This is a genomic window from Rhizobium sp. USDA 4016 (assembly GCF_056279705.1).
The window spans coordinates 2,695,436-2,713,066 of the sequence record NZ_JBWCCY010000004.1 but is presented as its reverse complement, the minus strand read 5'-3'; the positions used below and the strand labels follow the sequence as shown (position 1 = coordinate 2,713,066).

The window sequence follows — 17,631 nt, the reverse complement described above, 5'->3', positions numbered from 1 at the left end:
GGCCTACTGGAAGGCCGTCTCGAAGAAGCTGCGAAGCTTGCGGGAATGCAGTGCCTCCGGCGGCATTGCCGCAAGCTTCTGGATGGCGCGGATGCCGATCTGCAGGTGCTGGTTGACCTGTGTTCGATAGAAGGCGGTCGCCATGCCCGGCAGTTTCAGCTCGCCATGCAGCGGCTTGTCGGAAACGCAAAGAAGCGTGCCGTAGGGCACACGGAAGCGGAAGCCGTTGGCCGCGATCGTTGCCGATTCCATGTCGAGCGCGATGGCACGCGCCTGGGAGAGCCGCTTCACAGGGCCGCGCTGGTCGCGTAGTTCCCAGTTGCGGTTGTCGATCGTGCCGACGGTGCCGGTGCGCATGATGCGCTTCAGCTCGAAGCCTTCGTAGCCGGTGATTTCGGCGACGGCTGCTTCCAGCGCCACCTGCACTTCGGCAAGCGCGGGGATCGGCACCCAGACCGGCAGGTCGTCGTCGAGAACATGATCCTCGCGCATATAGGCGTGCGCCAGGACATAGTCGCCGAGCCGCTGGCTGTTGCGCAACCCGGCGCAGTGGCCAAGCATCAGCCAGGCATGTGGGCGCAGAACGGCCACGTGGTCGGTGATCGTCTTGGCGTTGGAGGGACCGACGCCGATATTGATCATGGTGATCCCGGCATGGCCCTTTTTCTTCAGGTGATAAGCAGGCATCTGCGGCAAGCGCGGGGCCGTGGCATCGGTTTCCGGCTGGCACGATCCGGCGTGGGTGATGATGTTGCCCGGCTCGACGAAGGCCGTATAGCCGTCCTCGCCGCCGCCCTTGGCTATCGTCCCGCGCGCCCAGGCGCAGAACTCGTCCATATAGAACTGGTAATTCGTGAAAAGCACGAAGTTCTGGAAGTGCTGCGCGCTCGTTGCTGTGTAGTGGGCAAGGCGGGCGAGCGAATAATCGGTGCGCTGCGCCGTGAAAGCGGCAAGCGGCGAGGGCTCGCCCGGCGGTGGGATATATTCGCCGTTGGCGATCTCGTCGTCGGTCGTATTGAGGTCTGGCGTGTCGAAGAGGTCGCGCATCGGAATGTCGATGAAGGTCGAGGCTGACGCTTCGACATGCGCGCCCTCGCCGAAGGCGAAATGCAGCGGGATCGGCGTCGAGGACTCGGACACGACGATTGGAACGTTATGGCTCCTCATCAAGAGCGCCAGCTGTTCCTTCAGGTAGTGACGGAAAAGCTTCGGCCGGGTGACGGTCGTCGTATAGACGCCCGGCGCCGTCACATGCCCGTAGGAGAGGCGGGAGTCGACATGGCCGAAGCTGGTCGTCTCGATGCTGACCTGAGGGTAGAAGGCGCGGTAGCGCGAGGTAATCGGCGCGCCCTTGGCAAGCTCCGAAAAACTGTCGATCAGGAAGGTGGTATTGCGTTCGTAGAGCGCAGTCAGCGCATCGACGGCCTGCGCTGGATCGTCGAAGCTTTGCGGTTCAAAGGCAGGTGGCGAGGAAATATCAAGAGGTAATGGAGAGATTCGTTTGCTCATGGCGCATTATAGGTTGCCCTTTTTAACAAGCAAGCGACGCGCCTTCGGCCGGCGGGAGAATTATTCAGCGGACGCCGGTGCAGAAGGGGCTGGTCACGTTGAGGCAGGTGTAGTTCGCACCGAAATGCGATTGTGCTCCGCCCCCGCCGCCGCGCACGACCGCTGCCGAAAATGTGATCGCGAAAACCGCCGCGAACAGCGTGATGACGGTGAAGCGTCTTGCGAGAATAAGCACGTCCATGTTCCTCGGGCCGATATGCGTCTTATCGTTGAGATAACTCTTGCCACACGCCAGCTGAACGGGTGCTGAGGTTCCGGTTCATTTGGCGTTCACAATGGTCGACGGCTTGAAGGCGGCGCTTGGCAACTTATGTGTCTAGTCCCGCAAAGGAGATTTCATGACCGCACCGATCGAACTTTACTACTGGCCGACCCCGAACGGCTTTAAGATCAGCATCATGCTCGAGGAACTCGGCGTTCCCTACGAGGTGAAGTACATCAACATCGGCAAGGGCGAGCAGTTCGCGCCCGACTTCCTGAAAATCGCGCCGAACAACCGCATGCCGGCGATCATCGATCCGGACGGTCCCGGCGGGGCGCCGATCTCCGTCTTCGAATCCGGCGCCATTCTCCAATATCTCGGCCGCAAATACGGCAAGTTCTATCCACAGGACGAGCGCACGCGCGTGCAGGTGGAAGAATGGCTCTTCTGGCAGGTCGGCGGCCTCGGCCCGATGGCCGGCCAGGCGCACCACTTCCGCAGCTATGCGCCGGAAAAGATCGAATACGGCATCAACCGCTACACGAACGAAGTGAACCGCCTCTACGGCGTGATGAACACGCGGCTGGAAGGCCGCGGCTACTTCGCCGGCGACTATTCGATCGCCGACATGGCCTGCATCGGCTGGGTGATCCCCTACGAGCGACAGGGACAGAACCTCAATGATTTCCCGAACCTCAAGGCCTGGTTCGAGCGCATGCATCAGCGCCCGGCGGTCTTGAGGGGTATCGAAGTCGGCAAGGAAGAGCGCGAACGCCAGGCGAATCTCGCCGAGGACAAGGAAGCGCAGAAGATTCTCTTTGGCCAGCGCGCCCGCTGAAGGCGGCACCCAAGGGTATGGCTTGAATGTCGAATTAAAGGCGAGGTCGCTTAAACCACGTTGTTAGGCGGCCTTCCTTGTTCAAGATACTTCAGCCGTGAGTTCGCGGATTTCGATTGTTGCAGAAGGTCGCTTGGCAATGTTGCAAAAGTCAAAGGCTGCAACAGTTCCTTAACTTGTGAAGCGAAATGATGCCGACTATCGACACGAAGTTAAAAACCGCTCTTCCCGAAATTGCCGATGATCGGTTGTTTTTTCACGGAGACGGCGTTCATCCATGTTGCGCGCGCGTTGTTCAGTCTGCCTTGGTTACTGGACAACGCTTTGACGGTCTCGCAACACCCTGCAGCCGCATCCTCTGGCATCTTGAGTCATCGATTTTTGCATGCGGGCACGCTGGCGCCCGCCCGGCATTTCTTCGGCCCTGACGACCAGGCTCGCGAGACTTCACGAGCGTTGGGCCCAATAGCACCTCCTTGGAAACCGATCCCGTGCAGTTTTTGCGGCCGCTTTTGATTCTAAAGCCGCGTCCAGGTCTGCGACTTGCAGAGTACCTTAAGCACGCAGCCCTTCATCTTTAACGAATTGCCGGAGAGGCTTCCCGAGCCGCTGTAGGTCTTGTCGTTTTTAGGGTCGGTGATCTCGCCGTTATAGGTGCCGCCGGTGCCGGCAAGTGTCCCGATCTTCTTGCCCGCGAATTTGCCGGTTTTCAGCGTCACGCAGTAGCTGCCGCCGCAAGAAGCGATTTGGGCGGTTTCGCCCGAGGCCGTCTTCCAGTTGCCGACGATCGGCTCCTCCGCGCAAGCAAGGCTGGCTGAAAGCGCCATGGCGCCGGCGAGAATAAGTGTACGGATCATCCTTTCCTCCCTGATGTCCTGAGCGCGGCGAAATTAACTGACGCGAACGTAAAGGTAAACAGGCGACAATCGTGAAATTTCGCTGATTTCCAAGGTGCTTTTTCGCAAAATTGTTTCCAGCCAGCTTTTTGCTGACTGATTTCGTGGTGAACGAAAGGTTGATTTTCAAACGTGAATCTTTCGTAAAATTGTCCGGAAAGTCCTTAATGCGCAGGGACTCCGATGTTTAACGAAAACCCAATTTTACCAAGCGTTTGCACTTTGTTTGTCTCAAATTAATCATGCATTTTAGGCGTTTTTTGAAAGCGTCCCGGCATAGTGGAGCCATCAAACGAGCGGGGCAAACCCGCCGGACCGAAGGGACCGAAAGCTGCGATAGACGGCAGGGCCTGGAAGGTAAAACAGGGCAAGTCGATAACAGACTAAACAGGGATTAAACCGATGGCACGCTTTGAAATGCACAATGCTGAAATGGCCACCATGGGTGGCGACAACAACGCCGATATCTTCTGCGAAATGGGCCTGATGTATGCAACGGGCCGCGGCTGCGACGTTGATCTCGTCGCCGCGCACAAGTGGTTGAACATCGCCGCGATCAAGGGCAACGACCGTGCTGCCGAACTTCGCGCCGATGTCGCCGCCACGATGGACAAGATGCAGCTCGCCGCGGCACTCCGCGCCGCCCGTGAGTGGATGACGGTCCACTGAGACCGTCTCCGGCGCGAAGGAACAATTGAGAGAAATAACAACCTCAAAAGAGGGGACTGGCGGGGCGCCTTGGACGGGGCCGGGGCCGGGAGAACGGAATCCGCGACCGGCAGGAACAAGGCCGGCGCGGTCTTTCCATTTAGTCCAGCAAGCGGAGAACCTGGGGCAGCGCTTCCTCGAAGCGGGCCATATCCCGCTCCGGCCCGACGCTGACGCGGACGCAGCGGTTGAGCGGCGCGACACCCGGCATGCGGATGAAGACGCCGTGCTGCATCAGCCCGTCGACGATTGAGCGGGCATAGGTACCGTCGCGTCCGGCGTCGATTGCGACGAAGTTCGTGGCCGACGGCAGCGGCGAAAGCTGGTTGGCGCGGGCGATCGAGGCGATGCGTTCGCGCGCGGCATGGATATTGCCGACGACCTCGGCGAGATAGGCCTGATCCTTGAGCGCGGCAAGTGCCGCCGCCGTCGCCAGCCGGTTCATGCCGAAATGGTTCCTGATCTTGTCGAAGGCCAGCGCCGTGCCGGGCGTCGAGATGGCATAGCCGACGCGTGCCCCGGCGAGACCATAGGCCTTCGAGAAGGTACGGGTGCGCACGACATTCGGCAGGCCGATCAGCGCCTCGATCGAGGGAAGTGAGCCGGCAGGGCCGGTTTCGCTATAGGCCTCGTCGAGCACCAGCAGGCAGGTTTCCGGAAGGGCGCGGGCGAAGGCGACGATCCTGTCGGCATCCCACCAGCTTCCCATCGGATTGTCCGGGTTGGCGAAGTAAACGAGCGGGGCGCTTTCGCGCTTCACCGCATCGAGCAGGCCGGAGAGATCCTCGCGGTCGTTGACGTAGGGCACTGTCACCAGCCGTCCGCCGAAGCCTGCGACGTGGAAATTGAAGGTCGGATAGCCGCCGAGCGACGTGACGACCGGCATTCCCGGTTCGATCACCATGCGGACGATCTGGCCGAGGAGTTCGTCGATGCCGCCGCCGATCGCGATATTGGCAGCCGTCACGCCGAGATGGGCACCCAGCGCCTCGCGGAGATCGAAGTTCTCCGGATCGTTGTATTTCCAGATATCGCCGGCCTGCTCGCGCATCGCGGCAAGCACGGAGGGCGCGGGGCCGAAGCCGTTTTCGTTGGCGCCGATGCGGGCCTCGACCTTGAGGCCGCGCTGGCGCTCGATGGCTTCGGGGCCGACAAAGGGAACGGTGGAAGGAAGGACGCTGACCAGCGGCGTGAAGCGCGAGAAGGCGGACATCGAAATGCAGGTTCCAGGGATGATGAAAAATCGCGCCAACAATAGGCGCTGCCATCCTCATGGCAAGGAAGATTATTCTATCGCGCGCGTAGCTTACGGTCTGCTTTCGATACGCGGTGCGCGATACGCTTCGATCGCTTCGAGATTGCCGGCCATGAAGTCGGCGCGCACGACGCGCCGAAGCACTTCGGGGTCCAGCGTGTTGATGAAGCGGACACCGATGCGCTCGTTGTTGCGGTGGACCTCCGCGCAGCCGATGCGATAGGCAAGGCCGAGAATATTGAGATAATAGTGTTTCGGCAGCCCGGCCGCCGACGAGACGACGAAGGTGGCGCCGCCGCGGGAAATATCCAGGATCTCCGCGCTTCGAAGCGAGATGCCGGTCAGGCACGGGCGGATGGCGACGATGCGGGCCGGGCGCCGCACGTTGAACTGTTCCCAGCGTACGTCGTAAACTTCCGATCTGACCGTAGCAAGGTGGGTTGCTCGGAGCATGGACATGACGCGGCTCTCCCTGGGCCAAGCTCATCCTGGCCCTGTTGTCGCATAGCGTCACATGAATGTTTTTCGCATTCGTCAAACGGATCGAGATAATTTTAATGAAAGCTAATTTTGTTTTAAGTGCACAGGCCTGATTTCGTTCGTTCAGGCATCGGATCACATATCCGAATCGATTTATGCGTGGACCCTCCGAACTCTTTCAATTACTGTACGTTTTGCCTCTGTCGATGAAGCATTTCGCTTCGAATTATCATTTAAGAGGAAACGAAAATGGCTGACATCAAAGTGCCGTGGGAATCATGGGTCGTGGTCTGTGATGGTGCGAAGGCTTTGATCATGCGCAATGCAGGCAATGCGCTTCTCATGAACCTGCAGGTGCATGAAACGCTGAGCCAACCAAGCGAGCCCACCCGCGAACTCGGCACCGATAAGCCAGGACGGGCCCATGCTCCTGACGGCACGAGCGGCAGCGCCATGGAGCAAACAGACTGGCAGGAGCAGGCGGAAGCCGATTTTTTGAGGCGGATCGCCGCGAAGTTGGATAAGCTGGTCCGTGAAAGGAACGGTAGCCGCATCATCCTGGTTGCGCCGCCCAAGGCGCTCGGTACTTTGAGACCGAACCTGAGTGCCGAAGCGCAGGCAGCCATCTCCGCGGAAGTCCCCAAGGATTATACCAACATGCCGGTCGATGAGATCGAGCGCCGCCTGGCTGCGTGATCGTATCACCGGAAGAAGAGCGCGGGCAAAAGGCTCGCGCTTTTTTCATCGTGAACCTCGCGGGATACCCCGGCGTTCAGGCCGGGGAGGAACGCGAGAGCGGCCTTGGGCCGCTTGCCGCTGGGATTTGACATATTCGGCGATCACCGAGAGCGGTGCGCCGCCACAGCTTGCCGCAAAGGAGGACGGCGACCACAAAACGCCGTTGTGGCAGCGCCCGGTGATTTCCCGGCGGCTCTCGCGCAGACGTCGGCTGGATACGCCTTTGCGGCTGTTGACCAGCTTCGACAGGGCGATCTTCGGAGGGTCATGCACCCGCAGGTGAACATGATCGTCGTCGCCGTCGCATTCGATCAATTCGGCCTCGAAGTCGCGACACAGCTTGGCGAAGATGCGCCGCAGGTCGCCGATTGCCGGTTCTGACAGAACGTCACGGCGGTATTTCGTGACAAAGACCCAATGACCATGGAGCATGTAGACGACATGCCTGCCGGTGCGATCCACGGTTGCGCTCCTTGGAGCAATTGATAGAATCGTAACATGATCCACCGCGCTTTCCGCTACAAGCTCGCTCCGACCGCCGAACAGGAAGTCCTGTTGCGGCAGTTCGCGGGTGTTGTGCGGCTGGTCTATAATCTGGCGCTGGAGCAGCGCAGGGACTGGTGGCGGCATTACCGGCGGCAGACCGGGAACCGCTTGAACTCCATCGCCCAGACGCGGGAATTGACCGCACTGCGGGCCGCGTTCGACTGGATTGCCGCCGTGCATGTGACGCCCCAGCAGCAGGCCCTGCGCGATCTGGATAAGGCGTATGCCAACTTCTTCGCCGGGCGCGCAGGATATCCCTCGCGCCCCGCAAGAAGGGCGTGAACGGCGCCTTCCGCTTTCAGGGGCGGGAGATAAAGGTCAAGCGCCTGAACGGCAAGTGGTCCGCCGCGCGCCTTCCCAAGATCGGCTGGGTGAAGTTCCGCGACACGCGGCGCCGGCGTGGCAAGACCATGAATGTGACGGTGAGCCTGGCGGCGAACGGCTGGCACATCGCCTTCGCCTGCGAAATTGACCATGCCGTCCCGCAAAACGATTTGCCCGCCGTGGGGATCGACCGGGGCGTGGCGAACACGCTGACGCTTTCGACCGGGGAGCATTGGTGGATGCCTGCCGGCCTTGCGGAGATCGAGCCCAGGAAGCGCAGCGCCCAGCGCGTCCTGGCGCGGCGCAAGCGCGGGTCGCGTCGCCACGCCAAGGCCCGCCGCCGCGTTGCCGCCTTGCAGGCCCGTGCTGCCCGCATCCGGCAGGATTGGCGGCACAAGGCCAGTCTTGATATTGCCGTCGCTTCGCAACGGTCGTGCTGGAAGACCTCGCCACGCGCAACATGACGCGCAGCGCCAGGGGAACCGTGGACGCGCCCGCAACCAACGTCTGCCAGAAGGCGGGCCTGAACCGGGCGATCCTCGAACAAGGCTGGCACGGCTTTGAAACCGTGTTGGCCTACAAGCTCGAAGAACGGGGCGGATACCTGTGCAAGGTCGATCCCCGCCACACCTCGCAGACCTGTTCGGCCTGCGCAGCCGTGGACAGGGAAAGCCGCGAAAGCCAAGCGTCTTTCCGCTGTTGCCAATGCGGCTTGCGCGCCCATGCCGACCACAATGCTGCAATCAACATCCTGCGTCGGAACACGGCGTCTATGATCGTGGAGGAAGGGCAGCCGCTCTCCGTTGAAGCGATAACCATCGGCGGAGCTTCGCGCCCCCTCGGAAATCCCCCGCTTTCAAGCGGGGGAAGATGTGTGCGCCCAGCATGGGCGCATTCTAGTGGGTGAAAGTCCCACCGTGAGCTGGTCATGGCAAGCGAAGTGAAGCGCAACTGCAGAAGGGCGACCAACTGTGGGGAGGAAGCGTGGATCGAACCTGCGGGCCGATGGACAAGAACTGGATATGAGGCGTTGCCGATCAGGGCGAGCGGGCACGTTACCGCGAAGCTCTTATGACCAACGGGTCGGTGGCGTAAATCCGGCGGTCGTGCAGGGAAGGAATGCGTCCTTACCTGGGGAGAACTCGCTTTGCGGCTGAAAGGCCGACGGTGATGAACCGGAGCGAGTAGTCAGCAGAGGCCGTAGTAGTCGGATTTCCGACGAAGGGCCAAACGAGAAGGAAAGCCAAGAGGTCATGACTCTTGATAAGGCATTGCGTCAGAAGCCGGGAAGTCCGGGCGTACCGCGGGGAGCGTAGGTGAAGCCTCCGTGACCGCGTTGCGTGACGAAGCACTGTCGGCGAGCCATGCATCAGAAGGCTTAGGGCGAGAGAACCTACTTCAACAGGCTCTCTCGCGCGAGAACATGGTTGAGGCGTGGAAACGCGTCAAGGCCAATAAGGGAAGCGCAGGCGTGGATGGACTAACCATCGAGCAGACTGTCGAATACCTCAAAACCCAATGGCCGCAAATACGCACGGAACTACTGAACGGGACCTATCAGCCAAGGGCTGTTCGTCGCGTGGAAATTCCGAAGCCGACAGGCGGCGTCAGGGAATTAGGCATCCCGACAGTCACAGACAGGCTTATCCAACAAGCGTTGCTACAAATCCTACAGCCGCTAATCGACCCGACTTTCTCAGAATTCAGCTACGGCTTCCGACCCGGACGAAGTGCGCATCAAGCAGTGCGACAAGCACAGCGATATGCGCAGGAAGGTTACCGAGTGGTAGTCGACGTTGACCTCGAGAAGTTCTTTGACAGGGTCAATCACGACATCCTTATGGACCGACTTGCGAAGAGGATCGCCGACAAGGCCGTGTTGCGGCTAATTCGGCGCTACTTGCAGGCAGGGATCATGTCGGATGGCGTGGTGATGGCGCGTGACGAAGGGACACCGCAGGGTGGTCCTCTGTCTCCGCTGTTAGCTAACGTGCTGCTGGATGAAGTAGATCAGGCGCTGCAACAGCGTGGCCACCGTTTTGCCCGGTATGCCGATGACTGCAACGTTTACGTTCGCACTCAGCGGGCGGGTGAGCGCGTGCTATGCTGGATGTGGAAGATGTACGAGAAACTGCATCTCCGCGTGAATGAGACGAAGACCGAAGTGGGCCCGGTATTCGGGCGTAAATTCCTTGGCTATTGCCTTAGGCGATGGAGCGGGAACACCGTCAAGATAGCCGTGGCTCCAAAGGCACTCGACACGTTCAAGCAGCGTATCAGGATCATCACCAAACGCGTCAGTGGCCGAAGCATGGACCAGATCGCCGAACAGATGCGGAAATATCTCCCAGGCTGGAAGTCCTACTTCCAACTGGCACAGACGCCGCAAATATTCAAAAATCTGGACTCGTGGATACGCCACCGCCTTCGGGCCATCCAGCTCAAGCAATGGGGCAAAGGAACCACGGTCTATAGCCGTCTCCGCAGCCTCGGAGCTAACCATGAGTTGGCGGCACTCATAGCCGGAGGCACGGGACATTGGTGGAGGCATAGCGAAGCTGGGCTGAGCCGCGTCCTGACGGTTGGACACTTCGACGCCCTCGGCTTCCCCCGACTTGCATGACCTCAACTTCTCGAACCGCCCGGTGCGGACCCGCATGCCGGGTGGTGTGGCAGGGGTACGGCTTAATCGCCGTCCCCTATGCCGATTAACCACCGCTCTTTCGCCCTGCAAACAAATCCTCGCTCTCGCCGAAAAGCGCCGCAAGCCTGTCGATGACCGTGCGCACCTCCGGACGCTGGCGCTCGTCGTCATGCGCCGTGATCCACATGTCAAAGGTGAGCGGCTCGATGATCGGTCCGGCGCGCGTCAGGCCGGGCTCAGCATCGCCTATGAAACATGGCAGCACGCCGCGGCCGGCGCCGCCGCGGATCAGGTGGAAGAGCATATGTGGCGTGTTCGTCCAGCCGGTGATCCAATAGTCCGGCTGCTCGAAGGTCCATTTGTCCGCCGGTGTGATCGCGATGTCGGTGCCCAGCGAAATCCAGTTGCGGTTGTCATCGTCGAAGCTTGCCGCCTGGTAGGCGGCGTGCGCTACCGTTACCGAACGCCGGATCGCGATATTGCCGTTTTCCGGACGGCTGTGCCGGATGGCGATATGCGCTTCGCGATAGGTGAAATCGACGCCCGCGTCGCAGGTCTTGTAGCACATGCGGAACCGGTCTTTCGGCGTCCAGATTCTTGCCAAGTGGTCGGCGATGAAACGCGACGTCCAGCTGTCGGCAGCCGTCGAAACGATCGGCAGGGTCAGCACTTCGCCACGCCAGTCGGAGATCGACTGCGCGGCCTCCTGCATCAGGCGCACGCGCTCCAGAAGCGCCGTGCCGTCCTTTGCCAGAAGATAGCCGGTTGGCCCACGTGTGAAGAGCGCGCGGCCCGTAGCACGCTCGAGCGCCAGCATGCGCCGGCCGATCGTCGGCGCGCTGAGGCCGGTCTTTGACGCAGCCGCCGACAGTCCTCCGGCGGTCGCAACATGGAAGAAGAGTTGAAGATCGTCCCAGTTCGCGTCTTTCATTTTTGAAAACCCCCTTTCTTCCGCAGGCTCTACATTCGGCTGCGGCGAAGGCCTAGTTCAAGTGCTCCAACAGATAGATGGAGAACCTGACAATGCTTCTCAACTGGGCTGTTCTCTGGAACGAGCTGGAGACAAGAAACAGAAGCCGCCGCCGCGATCCCCTGGCAGACCCGCTCGACGGGCCAGAATGGGACGGCCTGCGGTGGCTCCTGCCGTTGATCGTGTGGTTTGCCGCGCGCGACAGTGCCCGCCCTCCCGACTGGGCAGCAAGGCGCGTCAGACGTCCGCTTCGAAGCTCAGGCGCAGCACATGGTGCAGGAATTCGGCATTGATCAGCATGTTGAAGCTGATCGTCACAAGCTCGCCTTCGCGTTTGACGACCGTCGAACCGATCTCGTCGCGGATGCCGAGGATTTCCAGGAAGAAATGGTTCGGAACCTCGAGCGTCGGGCTCACTTCGAGGACGGCGCCGGCGAGATTGATGGTGCGGATCAGGCAGCGGACCTGCGTGCCGGTGCTGAGGTGATGGCCGACGAAAATGATCTTGCCGGGCCGGTCGAGCGAGAAATCCCGGTAGGATTTCTCCCGCTCGTTACTGTCGTCGTTGAGGTGCGTCTGAAAGGCCATTTCAGCCTCCGCTCGTTGTACGATTGAAAGGTAACGCATGAATGCTGACAGGTACTGAACCGGATCAATAGAATTTGAGCCTTATGCGTAGCTGGACGAAAAAACCCTTGATTTCGGCAATGGCGGAAGAGCCGGGCGGTCCATTCTGGGGCAATTCTTGACAGAGCCGGCCGCTTCGCCCATATCAAGCGCCGGTTCGAGGCGCCGGCCGCTCGCGGATGAAAGTCCATGGTGAAGTCCTCGAAGTTCACGTCGCAGCCAATTGGTGCATGCTGACCGACGGCAATGCGAGCTCCCCTTTGCAGTCAAAATGGCATGCCTTCCGAAAGGCTCAGCACATGACGACCTATCTTACCAGCGATGAACTGAAGGCGCAGGCAAAGCGGCTTCGCCAGGCGATGGAAACACGCGGTACTGCGATTTCGCACAGTGCCGCGCTCGAACTCATTGCCCAGCAACACGGCGTGCGCGATTGGAATACGCTTTCGGCTCTCGCAACGAAGCCGAACGCCGTTCCCATCGCCGCGCTCTCCGTCGGCTCGCACGTGCGCGGCCGCTACCTGAACCAGCCGTTTACCGGCAAGGTTCTGGCACTCGCAGAGACCGGCGGTGGGCTTCACAAGATCACCATCCATTTCGATGAACCGGTGGATGTCGTGACCTTCGAGAGCTTCTCCGCGTTCCGGCAGCGCATCGACGCGCAGATTGACACGAACGGCGTCTCGCCGCGGAAGACATCGAACGGCCAGCCGCATCTGGTACTCGATATCTAGCCGCGGCAGAGGTCCTGACCTTAGTTCTTGCCGGTCGTCGCTGCGGTTGCAGCGGCGTCGGCCTCCTTCAGCGCTGCGGCGCATTCTTCGCAGCAGACCTCGACGGTCTTGCCGCCGAGTTTGACGCTGATCGCCTCGGGACCGAGTTCGCAGTCGCAGGCAGCGCATGTGGTCTTCTTCATCGGATGATCCTCCGGTTGATCGTCCCGCGACCGGGACAGGATCATAAGATCACCAGGAGGGGCATCGGCGCTGTCGAAATCTTTAGCGATCGGCCCTGCGCTTCACCTCAGTCGCGCCAAGCGTTGAAATTCGGCGGGCGTCTGGCCGAAGGCCTGCTTGAAGGAGGCACTGAAGTGGCTGTGGCTCGAGAAGCCCAGATCGAGGCCGAGCGCGGTGAGATCCTCGTATTTTCCAAGAAGATGAAGGGCGCGGGCAAGGCGCAGCCGCAGTTGATAGCGATAGAGCGGCGTCGCTTCCACCTGCTGGAAAACCTGGGTGAGATAGACGGGCGAGACGCCGACTTCCTTGGCGATCTCGGCCAGGGTCCAGCGGCGCGCGAGATCTGAAGAGAGCACGAGCTTTGCCCGGTCGACCAGCTTCTGCCGTCCGGCGCTGGCGCCTGCGGCATGCGAGGTGCGCTCGCCGAGCGAGCGCCGCACGAGTGTCAGCGCCAGTGTCTCGGCCTCAAGCGGCTCGGCTGCTTTCCGGTGCAGGCCATGGCGCAGCAGCGCAACCAGCGCCTGAGCGCGCGGATCGATCCGGCGGCGCTGGCGGCGGAAGGAGAGGAGTTCGCCTGCCTGCACCTGCTCCTTCGGCGCAAGCTCTGCAAGGACGGATTCGTCGATCGCCAGATCGATGCAGGCATCGCCGCCTTCGACCGGATGGCTGATCCGGTAACCCTGGCCGGCATTGAAGAACAGCATCTGGTTGGCTTCGGCCACCGCATCGTTGCGGCCGGCATGGCGCATGAAGACGCCGCGATAGGGGTAGACGAGGCTTGTCCTGTGGGCGCATTCCTCGCCGCTCTTGTGACGGCACTCCCCACTGCAGACGATGTCACGAATCGTCACGGTCTTCGTCTTCAAGAGCAGGGCGGTTGATATCTGCGGCATCGAGTCTTCCAGGTCCGATAGGCGGCGATACGGGGCCGGCCTGTTTGCACGGTATCACACCTCAGTAGCGTGAATAGACATGGACGTCGCTTTCGGTCTGGCCGCGCGAAAGACCGATATCCTTGAGCTGGTCGTCTGAAAGCTCGAGCAGGGCGTTGCGATTGCGCCGTTCGGCCATCCAGCGCGCTGGCGCGATGAGGATTGCAAGCAGCCACGCCTGCATCGCATGCGAGGAACGGAACCGTCGGGACGGGATGAAGCTTGAGCTGCGCATGGTGATCCTCCATCCTTTCTGATTGGATGGAGGCAGTGAACCACCTGCGCGGCTTTCGCGCTGTCAGATTATTTAGCGATCGAAGGCGGCGCTACGCCTTCAGCAGCCATTCGTGCTCGGGCGCATTGTGGAACTTCCAGATGCGCTTCGGACCGGCCATGACGTTGAGATAGTAAAGGTCGTAGCCGTGGCAGGCGGCACAGGGGTGGTAGCCCTTCGGCACCAGCGTCACGTCGCCGTCTTCCAGCACCATCACCTCGTCCAGCGAGCGGTCATCGGTGTAGACGCGCTGGAAGCCGAAGCCCTGGGGCGGGTTCAGGCGGTGGTAATAGGTCTCTTCGAGGAAGCTTTCGTTCGGCAGGTTGTCCTGGTCGTGCTTGTGCGGCGGATAGGAAGACGTATGGCCGCCCGGCGTGATGACTTCGACGACCAGCAACGAATGCGCCGAGCTGTCGTCCTCCGGCATGATGTTGTTGACGTAGCGGACATTCGTGCCCTTGCCGCGCGTGAGTGCCGGATGCGTGCCCGGCGGGATGGCCTTCGCCTCGTAGGTGCCGCCGCCCGGGCCTGAGCAGACGGCGAGTTCCAGATCGGTCTCGGCCGTCACCGACCAGGTCGATTCCATCGGGATATAAAGCGCATGCGGGCTGCCCGCAAAGGGGCTCATGCGCTCGCCGAGCGTACCGAATTCCTTGGTACCGGCCTTCGCCTTGCCCTTGCCGCTCACCCAGACGAGGCAGACCTCGCGGTCGCCGGTCTCGCCGGACGCAGTTTCGCCCGGCTTCAGCCGGTGGAGGTCGAAGCCCACATAGGTCCAGCCGGCATTCTCCGGCGTGACATGGGTGACGCGGCCGTTCGTGCCGTTCGGCTTGACCTTGAGATTGGGCATGGTGGTTTCTCCTTGTAAGCTGTGGGGGCCTGGCTCCGGCAGTCAACTCAGCCCTTGTCCAACCCAGCTTCCTTCGCAAAACCTTTCAGTGCCTTCAGCCCCATCGACTGATACTCGAACGGATTGCGCTTGAGCGGGTCCTGCTCGGCTTCGATAACCAGCCAGCCCTCGTAACCGTGTTCGGCGGCGACCCTAAGGACCGGCAGGAAATCGACGCCGCCCTCCTTGTCGCCGGGGACCGTAAAGACGCCGCGGCGCACCCCTTCGAGGAAGGAGAGCTTGTCACCCTCGACCTGATTGCGGATTTTTGGGCGGACGTTCTTCGCGTGGATATGGCGGACGCGGTGCATGTACTTCTTCGCGACGTCCGCGGGATCGCTGCCGCCGAACCAGGCATGTCCCGTGTCGAGCAGCAGCTTCGTTGCCGGTCCGGTATTGTCCATCAGCTTGTCGATCTCGGCGCCTGTCTGCACGACCGTGCCCATATGGTGATGATAGACGAGATCGATCCCCTGATCCGCGCAATATTGCGCGATCGCCTCGATATCGGCGCCGAACTTCTTCCACTGATCGTCGGCGAGAGCCGGCTTGTCGGCGAGAGCTTTGCTGTCGTTGCCGTGGATGGCGTTCGACGTTTCGCAGACGATGCACACCTTGCAATCATTGGCCTTGAGCATGTCGAGATGCGGCTGGATCGCTTGTTTCTCGTCCTCGACACTGTGGTCGAGCAGGTTCAGCGAGTGCCAGCCGGATACGAAGACGAGCTTGTGCGCGGCGAGCACTTTCTTCAGTTCGTGGCCGTCGGACGGCATCTTGTGGCCCTTCTCGATGCCGTCGAAGCCGATCTTCTCGCAATCGCTGAGGCAGTCCTCGAGCGTCAAATGCGCGCCGATCGTGCGGTCGTCGTCATTGCTCCAGGCGATGGGGTTGGTCCCGTAGCGGATCATCATTGTCTCCGGATATGTGATTTAGCGTTGATGCTTGCGCGCTTCGACATAGTTCTTGCGCGCCTTGTTGACCTGTTCGCGCGGGCTGACCTCAGGAACGGCGACATCCCACCAGTGACCGCCGGCTTCTGTCGTGATCAGCGGGTCGGTATCGATGACGAAGACCGAGGTACGGTCGTTCTTCTTCGAATCGGCAATCGCCCTCTCCAGTTCGGCAATCGAAGAAACCTTGACCGCGATGGCGCCCATGCTCTCGGCATGCGCCCGGAAGTCGATTTCCGGCATCACCTGGTGGTAGGAGTCCTTCAGCAGGTTGTTGAAGTTCGCACCGCCCGTTTCCATCTGCAGGCGGTTGATGCAGCCGTAGCCGCGGTTGTCGAGCAGGACGACGTTCACCTTGATGCCCATCATCACCGAGGTTGCGAGCTCGGAGTTCAGCATCATATAGGAGCCGTCACCGACGAGAACGAAGACCTCCTTATCGGGGTTCGCCATCTTGGTGCCGAGGCCGCCGGCGACCTCGTAACCCATGCAGGAGAAGCCGTATTCCATGTGGTAGCTGCCGGGGGCTGTTGCTGGCCACAGCTTGTGCATCTCGCCCGGCAGGCCGCCTGCGGCGCAAAGGCCGATCGCCTTTTCCAGTTCGATCGAGCGCGTCACCGCGCCGATCACCTGCGCATCCGAGGGCAGGGCGGCATTGGTGGAAGCCATCGCCTTGTTGGCAGCATCCATCCAGACGTTCTTTTCCTTCGTCGCCCTTTCCGTGAGTGCCGCCGGTGCCTTCCAGCCGCCAAGCCCTTTCGACAGCGCCTTCAGGCCTTCGCGGGCGTCGGCGATCAGCGGCTGACCGTCATGCTTGTAGGCATCGTAGGCGGCGATGTTGAGGCCGAGGATCTTCAGCTTGTCGTTCTTGAACAGCGCCCAGGAGCCGGTCGTGAAGTCCTGGCAGCGGGTGCCGATGGCGATGATGAGATCGGTTTCCTCGGCAATGGCGTTGGCAGCCGAAGTGCCGGTGACGCCGACGGAGCCAAGCGCCAGAGGGTGGCGCTCGTCGATCGAGGATTTGCCGGCCTGGCTGACGACGACGGGAATGCCGTGGGCCTCGACGAAGGCTTTAAGTTCCTGCGTCGCCTGTGAATAGAGCACGCCGCCGCCGGAGATGATCACCGGCTTTTCGGCGGATTTGATCAGCGTGATCGCAGAGGCCAGTTCATCGGCGTCCGGCTGCGGACGGCGGATCGTCCAGACCTTTTCTTCGAAGAGGCTCTCCGGATAGTCGAAGGCTTCCGCCTGGACGTCCTGGCAGAGGGAAAGCGTCACCGGGCCGCAGTCCAGCGGATCGGTCAAGACCTGCATGGCGCGCTTCAGCGCCGTGATGATCTGCTCGGGGCGGGTAATGCGGTCGAAGTAGCGCGAGACCGCGCGAAAGGCGTCGTTGGCCGAAACCGTGCCGTCGCCCCAGTCCTCGATCTGCTGCAGCACCGGATCGGGCGCGCGGTTGGCGAAGACATCGCCCGGCAGGAAGAGCACCGGGATGCGGTTGACATGTGCGACGCCGGCCGCCGTCACCATATTCAATGCGCCGGGGCCGATCGAGGTCGTGCAGGCCATGAACCGCTGGCGGAAGCTTGCCTTTGCATAGGCGATCGCCGCATGCGCCATGCCCTGTTCGTTATGTGCGCGATAGGTCGGCAGCTCGCCGCGCACCTGATAGAGCGCTTCGCCGATGCCGGCGACATTGCCGTGGCCGAAGATCGCCCAGACGCCACCGAAGATCGGCACCTTCTTGCCGTCGACGACAGTCATCTGCTTCTTCAGGAAATGCGCAACCGCCTGCGCCATCGTCAATCGGATCGTCTTGCCCATCGGGCACCT

At 61.2% G+C, this 17,631-nt stretch carries 21 protein-coding genes and 1 pseudogene; 8 read left to right on the top strand and 14 right to left on the bottom strand.

What is annotated here, in order from left to right; genetic code table 11:
- Window positions 1-3 precede the first annotated feature (3 nt).
- Window positions 4-1,509: an AMP nucleosidase gene (locus tag ACZ9DP_RS29075; RefSeq protein WP_074067129.1), complete on the bottom strand. Its 1,506-nt coding sequence runs from the start codon at window positions 1,507-1,509 to the stop codon at window positions 4-6.
- A 64-nt stretch (window positions 1,510-1,573) separates the two neighbouring features.
- Window positions 1,574-1,744, bottom strand: a complete 171-nt coding sequence (locus tag ACZ9DP_RS29070; RefSeq protein WP_167363805.1) for a hypothetical protein — start codon at window positions 1,742-1,744, stop codon at window positions 1,574-1,576.
- Window positions 1,745-1,907: 163 nt separating this feature from the next.
- Here ACZ9DP_RS29070 and ACZ9DP_RS29065 point away from each other — a divergent pair, with 163 nt between their 5' ends.
- Window positions 1,908-2,609: a glutathione S-transferase family protein gene (locus ACZ9DP_RS29065; RefSeq protein ID WP_476204349.1), complete on the top strand. Its 702-nt coding sequence runs from the start codon at window positions 1,908-1,910 to the stop codon at window positions 2,607-2,609.
- A 518-nt stretch (window positions 2,610-3,127) separates the two neighbouring features.
- Here ACZ9DP_RS29065 and ACZ9DP_RS29060 read toward each other — a convergent pair.
- On the bottom strand, window positions 3,128-3,466 hold the full coding sequence (locus ACZ9DP_RS29060) for a DUF2147 domain-containing protein (protein WP_194729303.1): 339 nt from the start codon (window positions 3,464-3,466) through the stop codon (window positions 3,128-3,130).
- A gap of 441 nt (window positions 3,467-3,907) precedes the next feature.
- On the opposite strand from ACZ9DP_RS29060, the gene ACZ9DP_RS29055 reads away from it, so the two are divergent.
- Entirely contained in the window at window positions 3,908-4,174 is a 267-nt protein-coding gene (locus ACZ9DP_RS29055) for a sel1 repeat family protein (protein ID WP_022714612.1), read from the top strand.
- A 139-nt stretch (window positions 4,175-4,313) separates the two neighbouring features.
- On the opposite strand, the gene ACZ9DP_RS29050 is transcribed toward ACZ9DP_RS29055, so the two are convergent.
- Together ACZ9DP_RS29050 and ACZ9DP_RS29045 are read right to left on the bottom strand one after the other, a co-directional pair.
- Window positions 4,314-5,426, bottom strand: a complete 1,113-nt coding sequence (locus ACZ9DP_RS29050) for a pyridoxal phosphate-dependent aminotransferase (protein ID WP_476204348.1) — start codon at window positions 5,424-5,426, stop codon at window positions 4,314-4,316.
- A gap of 93 nt (window positions 5,427-5,519) precedes the next feature.
- On the bottom strand, window positions 5,520-5,927 hold the full coding sequence (locus ACZ9DP_RS29045; protein ID WP_239594845.1) for a PilZ domain-containing protein: 408 nt from the start codon (window positions 5,925-5,927) through the stop codon (window positions 5,520-5,522).
- A gap of 270 nt (window positions 5,928-6,197) precedes the next feature.
- Here ACZ9DP_RS29045 and ACZ9DP_RS29040 point away from each other — a divergent pair, with 270 nt between their 5' ends.
- Window positions 6,198-6,644: a baeRF12 domain-containing protein gene (locus tag ACZ9DP_RS29040; RefSeq protein ID WP_022714615.1), complete on the top strand. Its 447-nt coding sequence runs from the start codon at window positions 6,198-6,200 to the stop codon at window positions 6,642-6,644.
- A gap of 117 nt (window positions 6,645-6,761) precedes the next feature.
- Here ACZ9DP_RS29040 and tnpA read toward each other — a convergent pair.
- Window positions 6,762-7,148 (bottom strand): annotated as a pseudogene (gene tnpA / locus ACZ9DP_RS29035) (IS200/IS605 family transposase); the annotation flags it as partial.
- A gap of 36 nt (window positions 7,149-7,184) precedes the next feature.
- On the opposite strand from tnpA, the gene ACZ9DP_RS29030 reads away from it, so the two are divergent.
- From ACZ9DP_RS29030 to ltrA, 4 genes are all read left to right on the top strand, one after another.
- Window positions 7,185-7,514 (top strand): helix-turn-helix domain-containing protein, encoded by a 330-nt coding sequence (locus ACZ9DP_RS29030; RefSeq protein WP_476204347.1) that lies wholly within the window; start codon window positions 7,185-7,187, stop codon window positions 7,512-7,514.
- Window positions 7,511-8,020 carry a transposase gene (locus tag ACZ9DP_RS29025; RefSeq protein WP_476204346.1) on the top strand — a complete coding sequence of 170 codons (510 nt, stop codon included), beginning with the start codon at window positions 7,511-7,513 and terminating at the stop codon, window positions 8,018-8,020. Before ACZ9DP_RS29030 ends, ACZ9DP_RS29025 begins: the two co-directional genes overlap by 4 nt.
- Window positions 7,990-8,463 (top strand): RNA-guided endonuclease InsQ/TnpB family protein, encoded by a 474-nt coding sequence (locus tag ACZ9DP_RS29020; RefSeq protein ID WP_476204345.1) that lies wholly within the window; start codon window positions 7,990-7,992, stop codon window positions 8,461-8,463. The genes ACZ9DP_RS29025 and ACZ9DP_RS29020 overlap by 31 nt, the downstream gene beginning before the upstream one ends.
- Before the next feature lie 420 nt (window positions 8,464-8,883).
- Entirely contained in the window at window positions 8,884-10,179 is a 1,296-nt protein-coding gene (gene ltrA / locus ACZ9DP_RS29015) for a group II intron reverse transcriptase/maturase (RefSeq protein WP_476204344.1), read from the top strand.
- A gap of 85 nt (window positions 10,180-10,264) precedes the next feature.
- Here ltrA and ACZ9DP_RS29010 read toward each other — a convergent pair whose 3' ends face one another.
- A complete protein-coding gene (locus ACZ9DP_RS29010) occupies window positions 10,265-11,131 on the bottom strand; it encodes a LysR family transcriptional regulator (protein ID WP_476204343.1) in 867 nt (288 codons plus the stop codon).
- 276 nt (window positions 11,132-11,407) lie between these two features.
- Complete coding sequence (locus ACZ9DP_RS29005; RefSeq protein ID WP_074067133.1) at window positions 11,408-11,758, bottom strand: hypothetical protein; 351 nt, start codon at window positions 11,756-11,758, stop codon at window positions 11,408-11,410.
- A gap of 338 nt (window positions 11,759-12,096) precedes the next feature.
- On the opposite strand from ACZ9DP_RS29005, the gene ACZ9DP_RS29000 reads away from it, so the two are divergent.
- Window positions 12,097-12,531: a glyoxalase superfamily protein gene (locus tag ACZ9DP_RS29000; protein WP_476204342.1), complete on the top strand. Its 435-nt coding sequence runs from the start codon at window positions 12,097-12,099 to the stop codon at window positions 12,529-12,531.
- Between the two features lie 20 nt (window positions 12,532-12,551).
- Here ACZ9DP_RS29000 and ACZ9DP_RS28995 read toward each other — a convergent pair whose 3' ends face one another.
- The 6 genes from ACZ9DP_RS28995 to iolD all read right to left on the bottom strand — a co-directional run bounded on the left by ACZ9DP_RS28995 (window position 12,552) and on the right by iolD (window position 17,622).
- Window positions 12,552-12,713: a hypothetical protein gene (locus ACZ9DP_RS28995; RefSeq protein ID WP_194729306.1), complete on the bottom strand. Its 162-nt coding sequence runs from the start codon at window positions 12,711-12,713 to the stop codon at window positions 12,552-12,554.
- Between the two features lie 102 nt (window positions 12,714-12,815).
- A complete protein-coding gene (locus ACZ9DP_RS28990; RefSeq protein ID WP_476204340.1) occupies window positions 12,816-13,646 on the bottom strand; it encodes a helix-turn-helix transcriptional regulator in 831 nt (276 codons plus the stop codon).
- A gap of 61 nt (window positions 13,647-13,707) precedes the next feature.
- A complete protein-coding gene (locus ACZ9DP_RS28985; RefSeq protein WP_074067135.1) occupies window positions 13,708-13,920 on the bottom strand; it encodes a DUF1127 domain-containing protein in 213 nt (70 codons plus the stop codon).
- 91 nt (window positions 13,921-14,011) lie between these two features.
- Window positions 14,012-14,809: a 5-deoxy-glucuronate isomerase gene (gene iolB / locus ACZ9DP_RS28980; protein WP_476204339.1), complete on the bottom strand. Its 798-nt coding sequence runs from the start codon at window positions 14,807-14,809 to the stop codon at window positions 14,012-14,014.
- A gap of 47 nt (window positions 14,810-14,856) precedes the next feature.
- Window positions 14,857-15,756 carry a myo-inosose-2 dehydratase gene (iolE, locus tag ACZ9DP_RS28975; RefSeq protein ID WP_074067137.1) on the bottom strand — a complete coding sequence of 300 codons (900 nt, stop codon included), beginning with the start codon at window positions 15,754-15,756 and terminating at the stop codon, window positions 14,857-14,859.
- Window positions 15,757-15,777: 21 nt separating this feature from the next.
- Window positions 15,778-17,622 (bottom strand): 3D-(3,5/4)-trihydroxycyclohexane-1,2-dione acylhydrolase (decyclizing), encoded by a 1,845-nt coding sequence (gene iolD / locus ACZ9DP_RS28970; RefSeq protein WP_476204338.1) that lies wholly within the window; start codon window positions 17,620-17,622, stop codon window positions 15,778-15,780.
- Between the last annotated feature and the right edge of the window lie 9 nt (window positions 17,623-17,631).

Bases quoted from the DNA above. Each gene is read 5' to 3' on its own strand.
- iolB (WP_476204339.1), bottom strand. From the start codon at position 14,809: ATGCCCAATCTCAAGGTCAAGCCGAACGGCACGAACGGCCGCGTCACC.
- ACZ9DP_RS28985 (WP_074067135.1), bottom strand. From the start codon at position 13,920: ATGCGCAGCTCAAGCTTCATCCCGTCCCGACGGTTCCGTTCCTCGCAT.
- iolD (WP_476204338.1), bottom strand. From the start codon at position 17,622: ATGGGCAAGACGATCCGATTGACGATGGCGCAGGCGGTTGCGCATTTC.
- ACZ9DP_RS29040 (WP_022714615.1), top strand. From the start codon at position 6,198: ATGGCTGACATCAAAGTGCCGTGGGAATCATGGGTCGTGGTCTGTGAT.
- ACZ9DP_RS29030 (WP_476204347.1), top strand. From the start codon at position 7,185: ATGATCCACCGCGCTTTCCGCTACAAGCTCGCTCCGACCGCCGAACAG.
- ACZ9DP_RS29065 (WP_476204349.1), top strand. From the start codon at position 1,908: ATGACCGCACCGATCGAACTTTACTACTGGCCGACCCCGAACGGCTTT.
- ACZ9DP_RS29075 (WP_074067129.1), bottom strand. From the start codon at position 1,509: ATGAGCAAACGAATCTCTCCATTACCTCTTGATATTTCCTCGCCACCT.
- iolE (WP_074067137.1), bottom strand. From the start codon at position 15,756: ATGATCCGCTACGGGACCAACCCCATCGCCTGGAGCAATGACGACGAC.
- ACZ9DP_RS29055 (WP_022714612.1), top strand. From the start codon at position 3,908: ATGGCACGCTTTGAAATGCACAATGCTGAAATGGCCACCATGGGTGGC.
- ACZ9DP_RS29050 (WP_476204348.1), bottom strand. From the start codon at position 5,426: ATGTCCGCCTTCTCGCGCTTCACGCCGCTGGTCAGCGTCCTTCCTTCC.
- ACZ9DP_RS28995 (WP_194729306.1), bottom strand. From the start codon at position 12,713: ATGAAGAAGACCACATGCGCTGCCTGCGACTGCGAACTCGGTCCCGAG.
- ACZ9DP_RS29010 (WP_476204343.1), bottom strand. From the start codon at position 11,131: ATGAAAGACGCGAACTGGGACGATCTTCAACTCTTCTTCCATGTTGCG.
- ACZ9DP_RS29060 (WP_194729303.1), bottom strand. From the start codon at position 3,466: ATGATCCGTACACTTATTCTCGCCGGCGCCATGGCGCTTTCAGCCAGC.
- ACZ9DP_RS29045 (WP_239594845.1), bottom strand. From the start codon at position 5,927: ATGTCCATGCTCCGAGCAACCCACCTTGCTACGGTCAGATCGGAAGTT.
- ACZ9DP_RS29000 (WP_476204342.1), top strand. From the start codon at position 12,097: ATGACGACCTATCTTACCAGCGATGAACTGAAGGCGCAGGCAAAGCGG.
- ACZ9DP_RS28990 (WP_476204340.1), bottom strand. From the start codon at position 13,646: ATGCCGCAGATATCAACCGCCCTGCTCTTGAAGACGAAGACCGTGACG.
- ACZ9DP_RS29005 (WP_074067133.1), bottom strand. From the start codon at position 11,758: ATGGCCTTTCAGACGCACCTCAACGACGACAGTAACGAGCGGGAGAAA.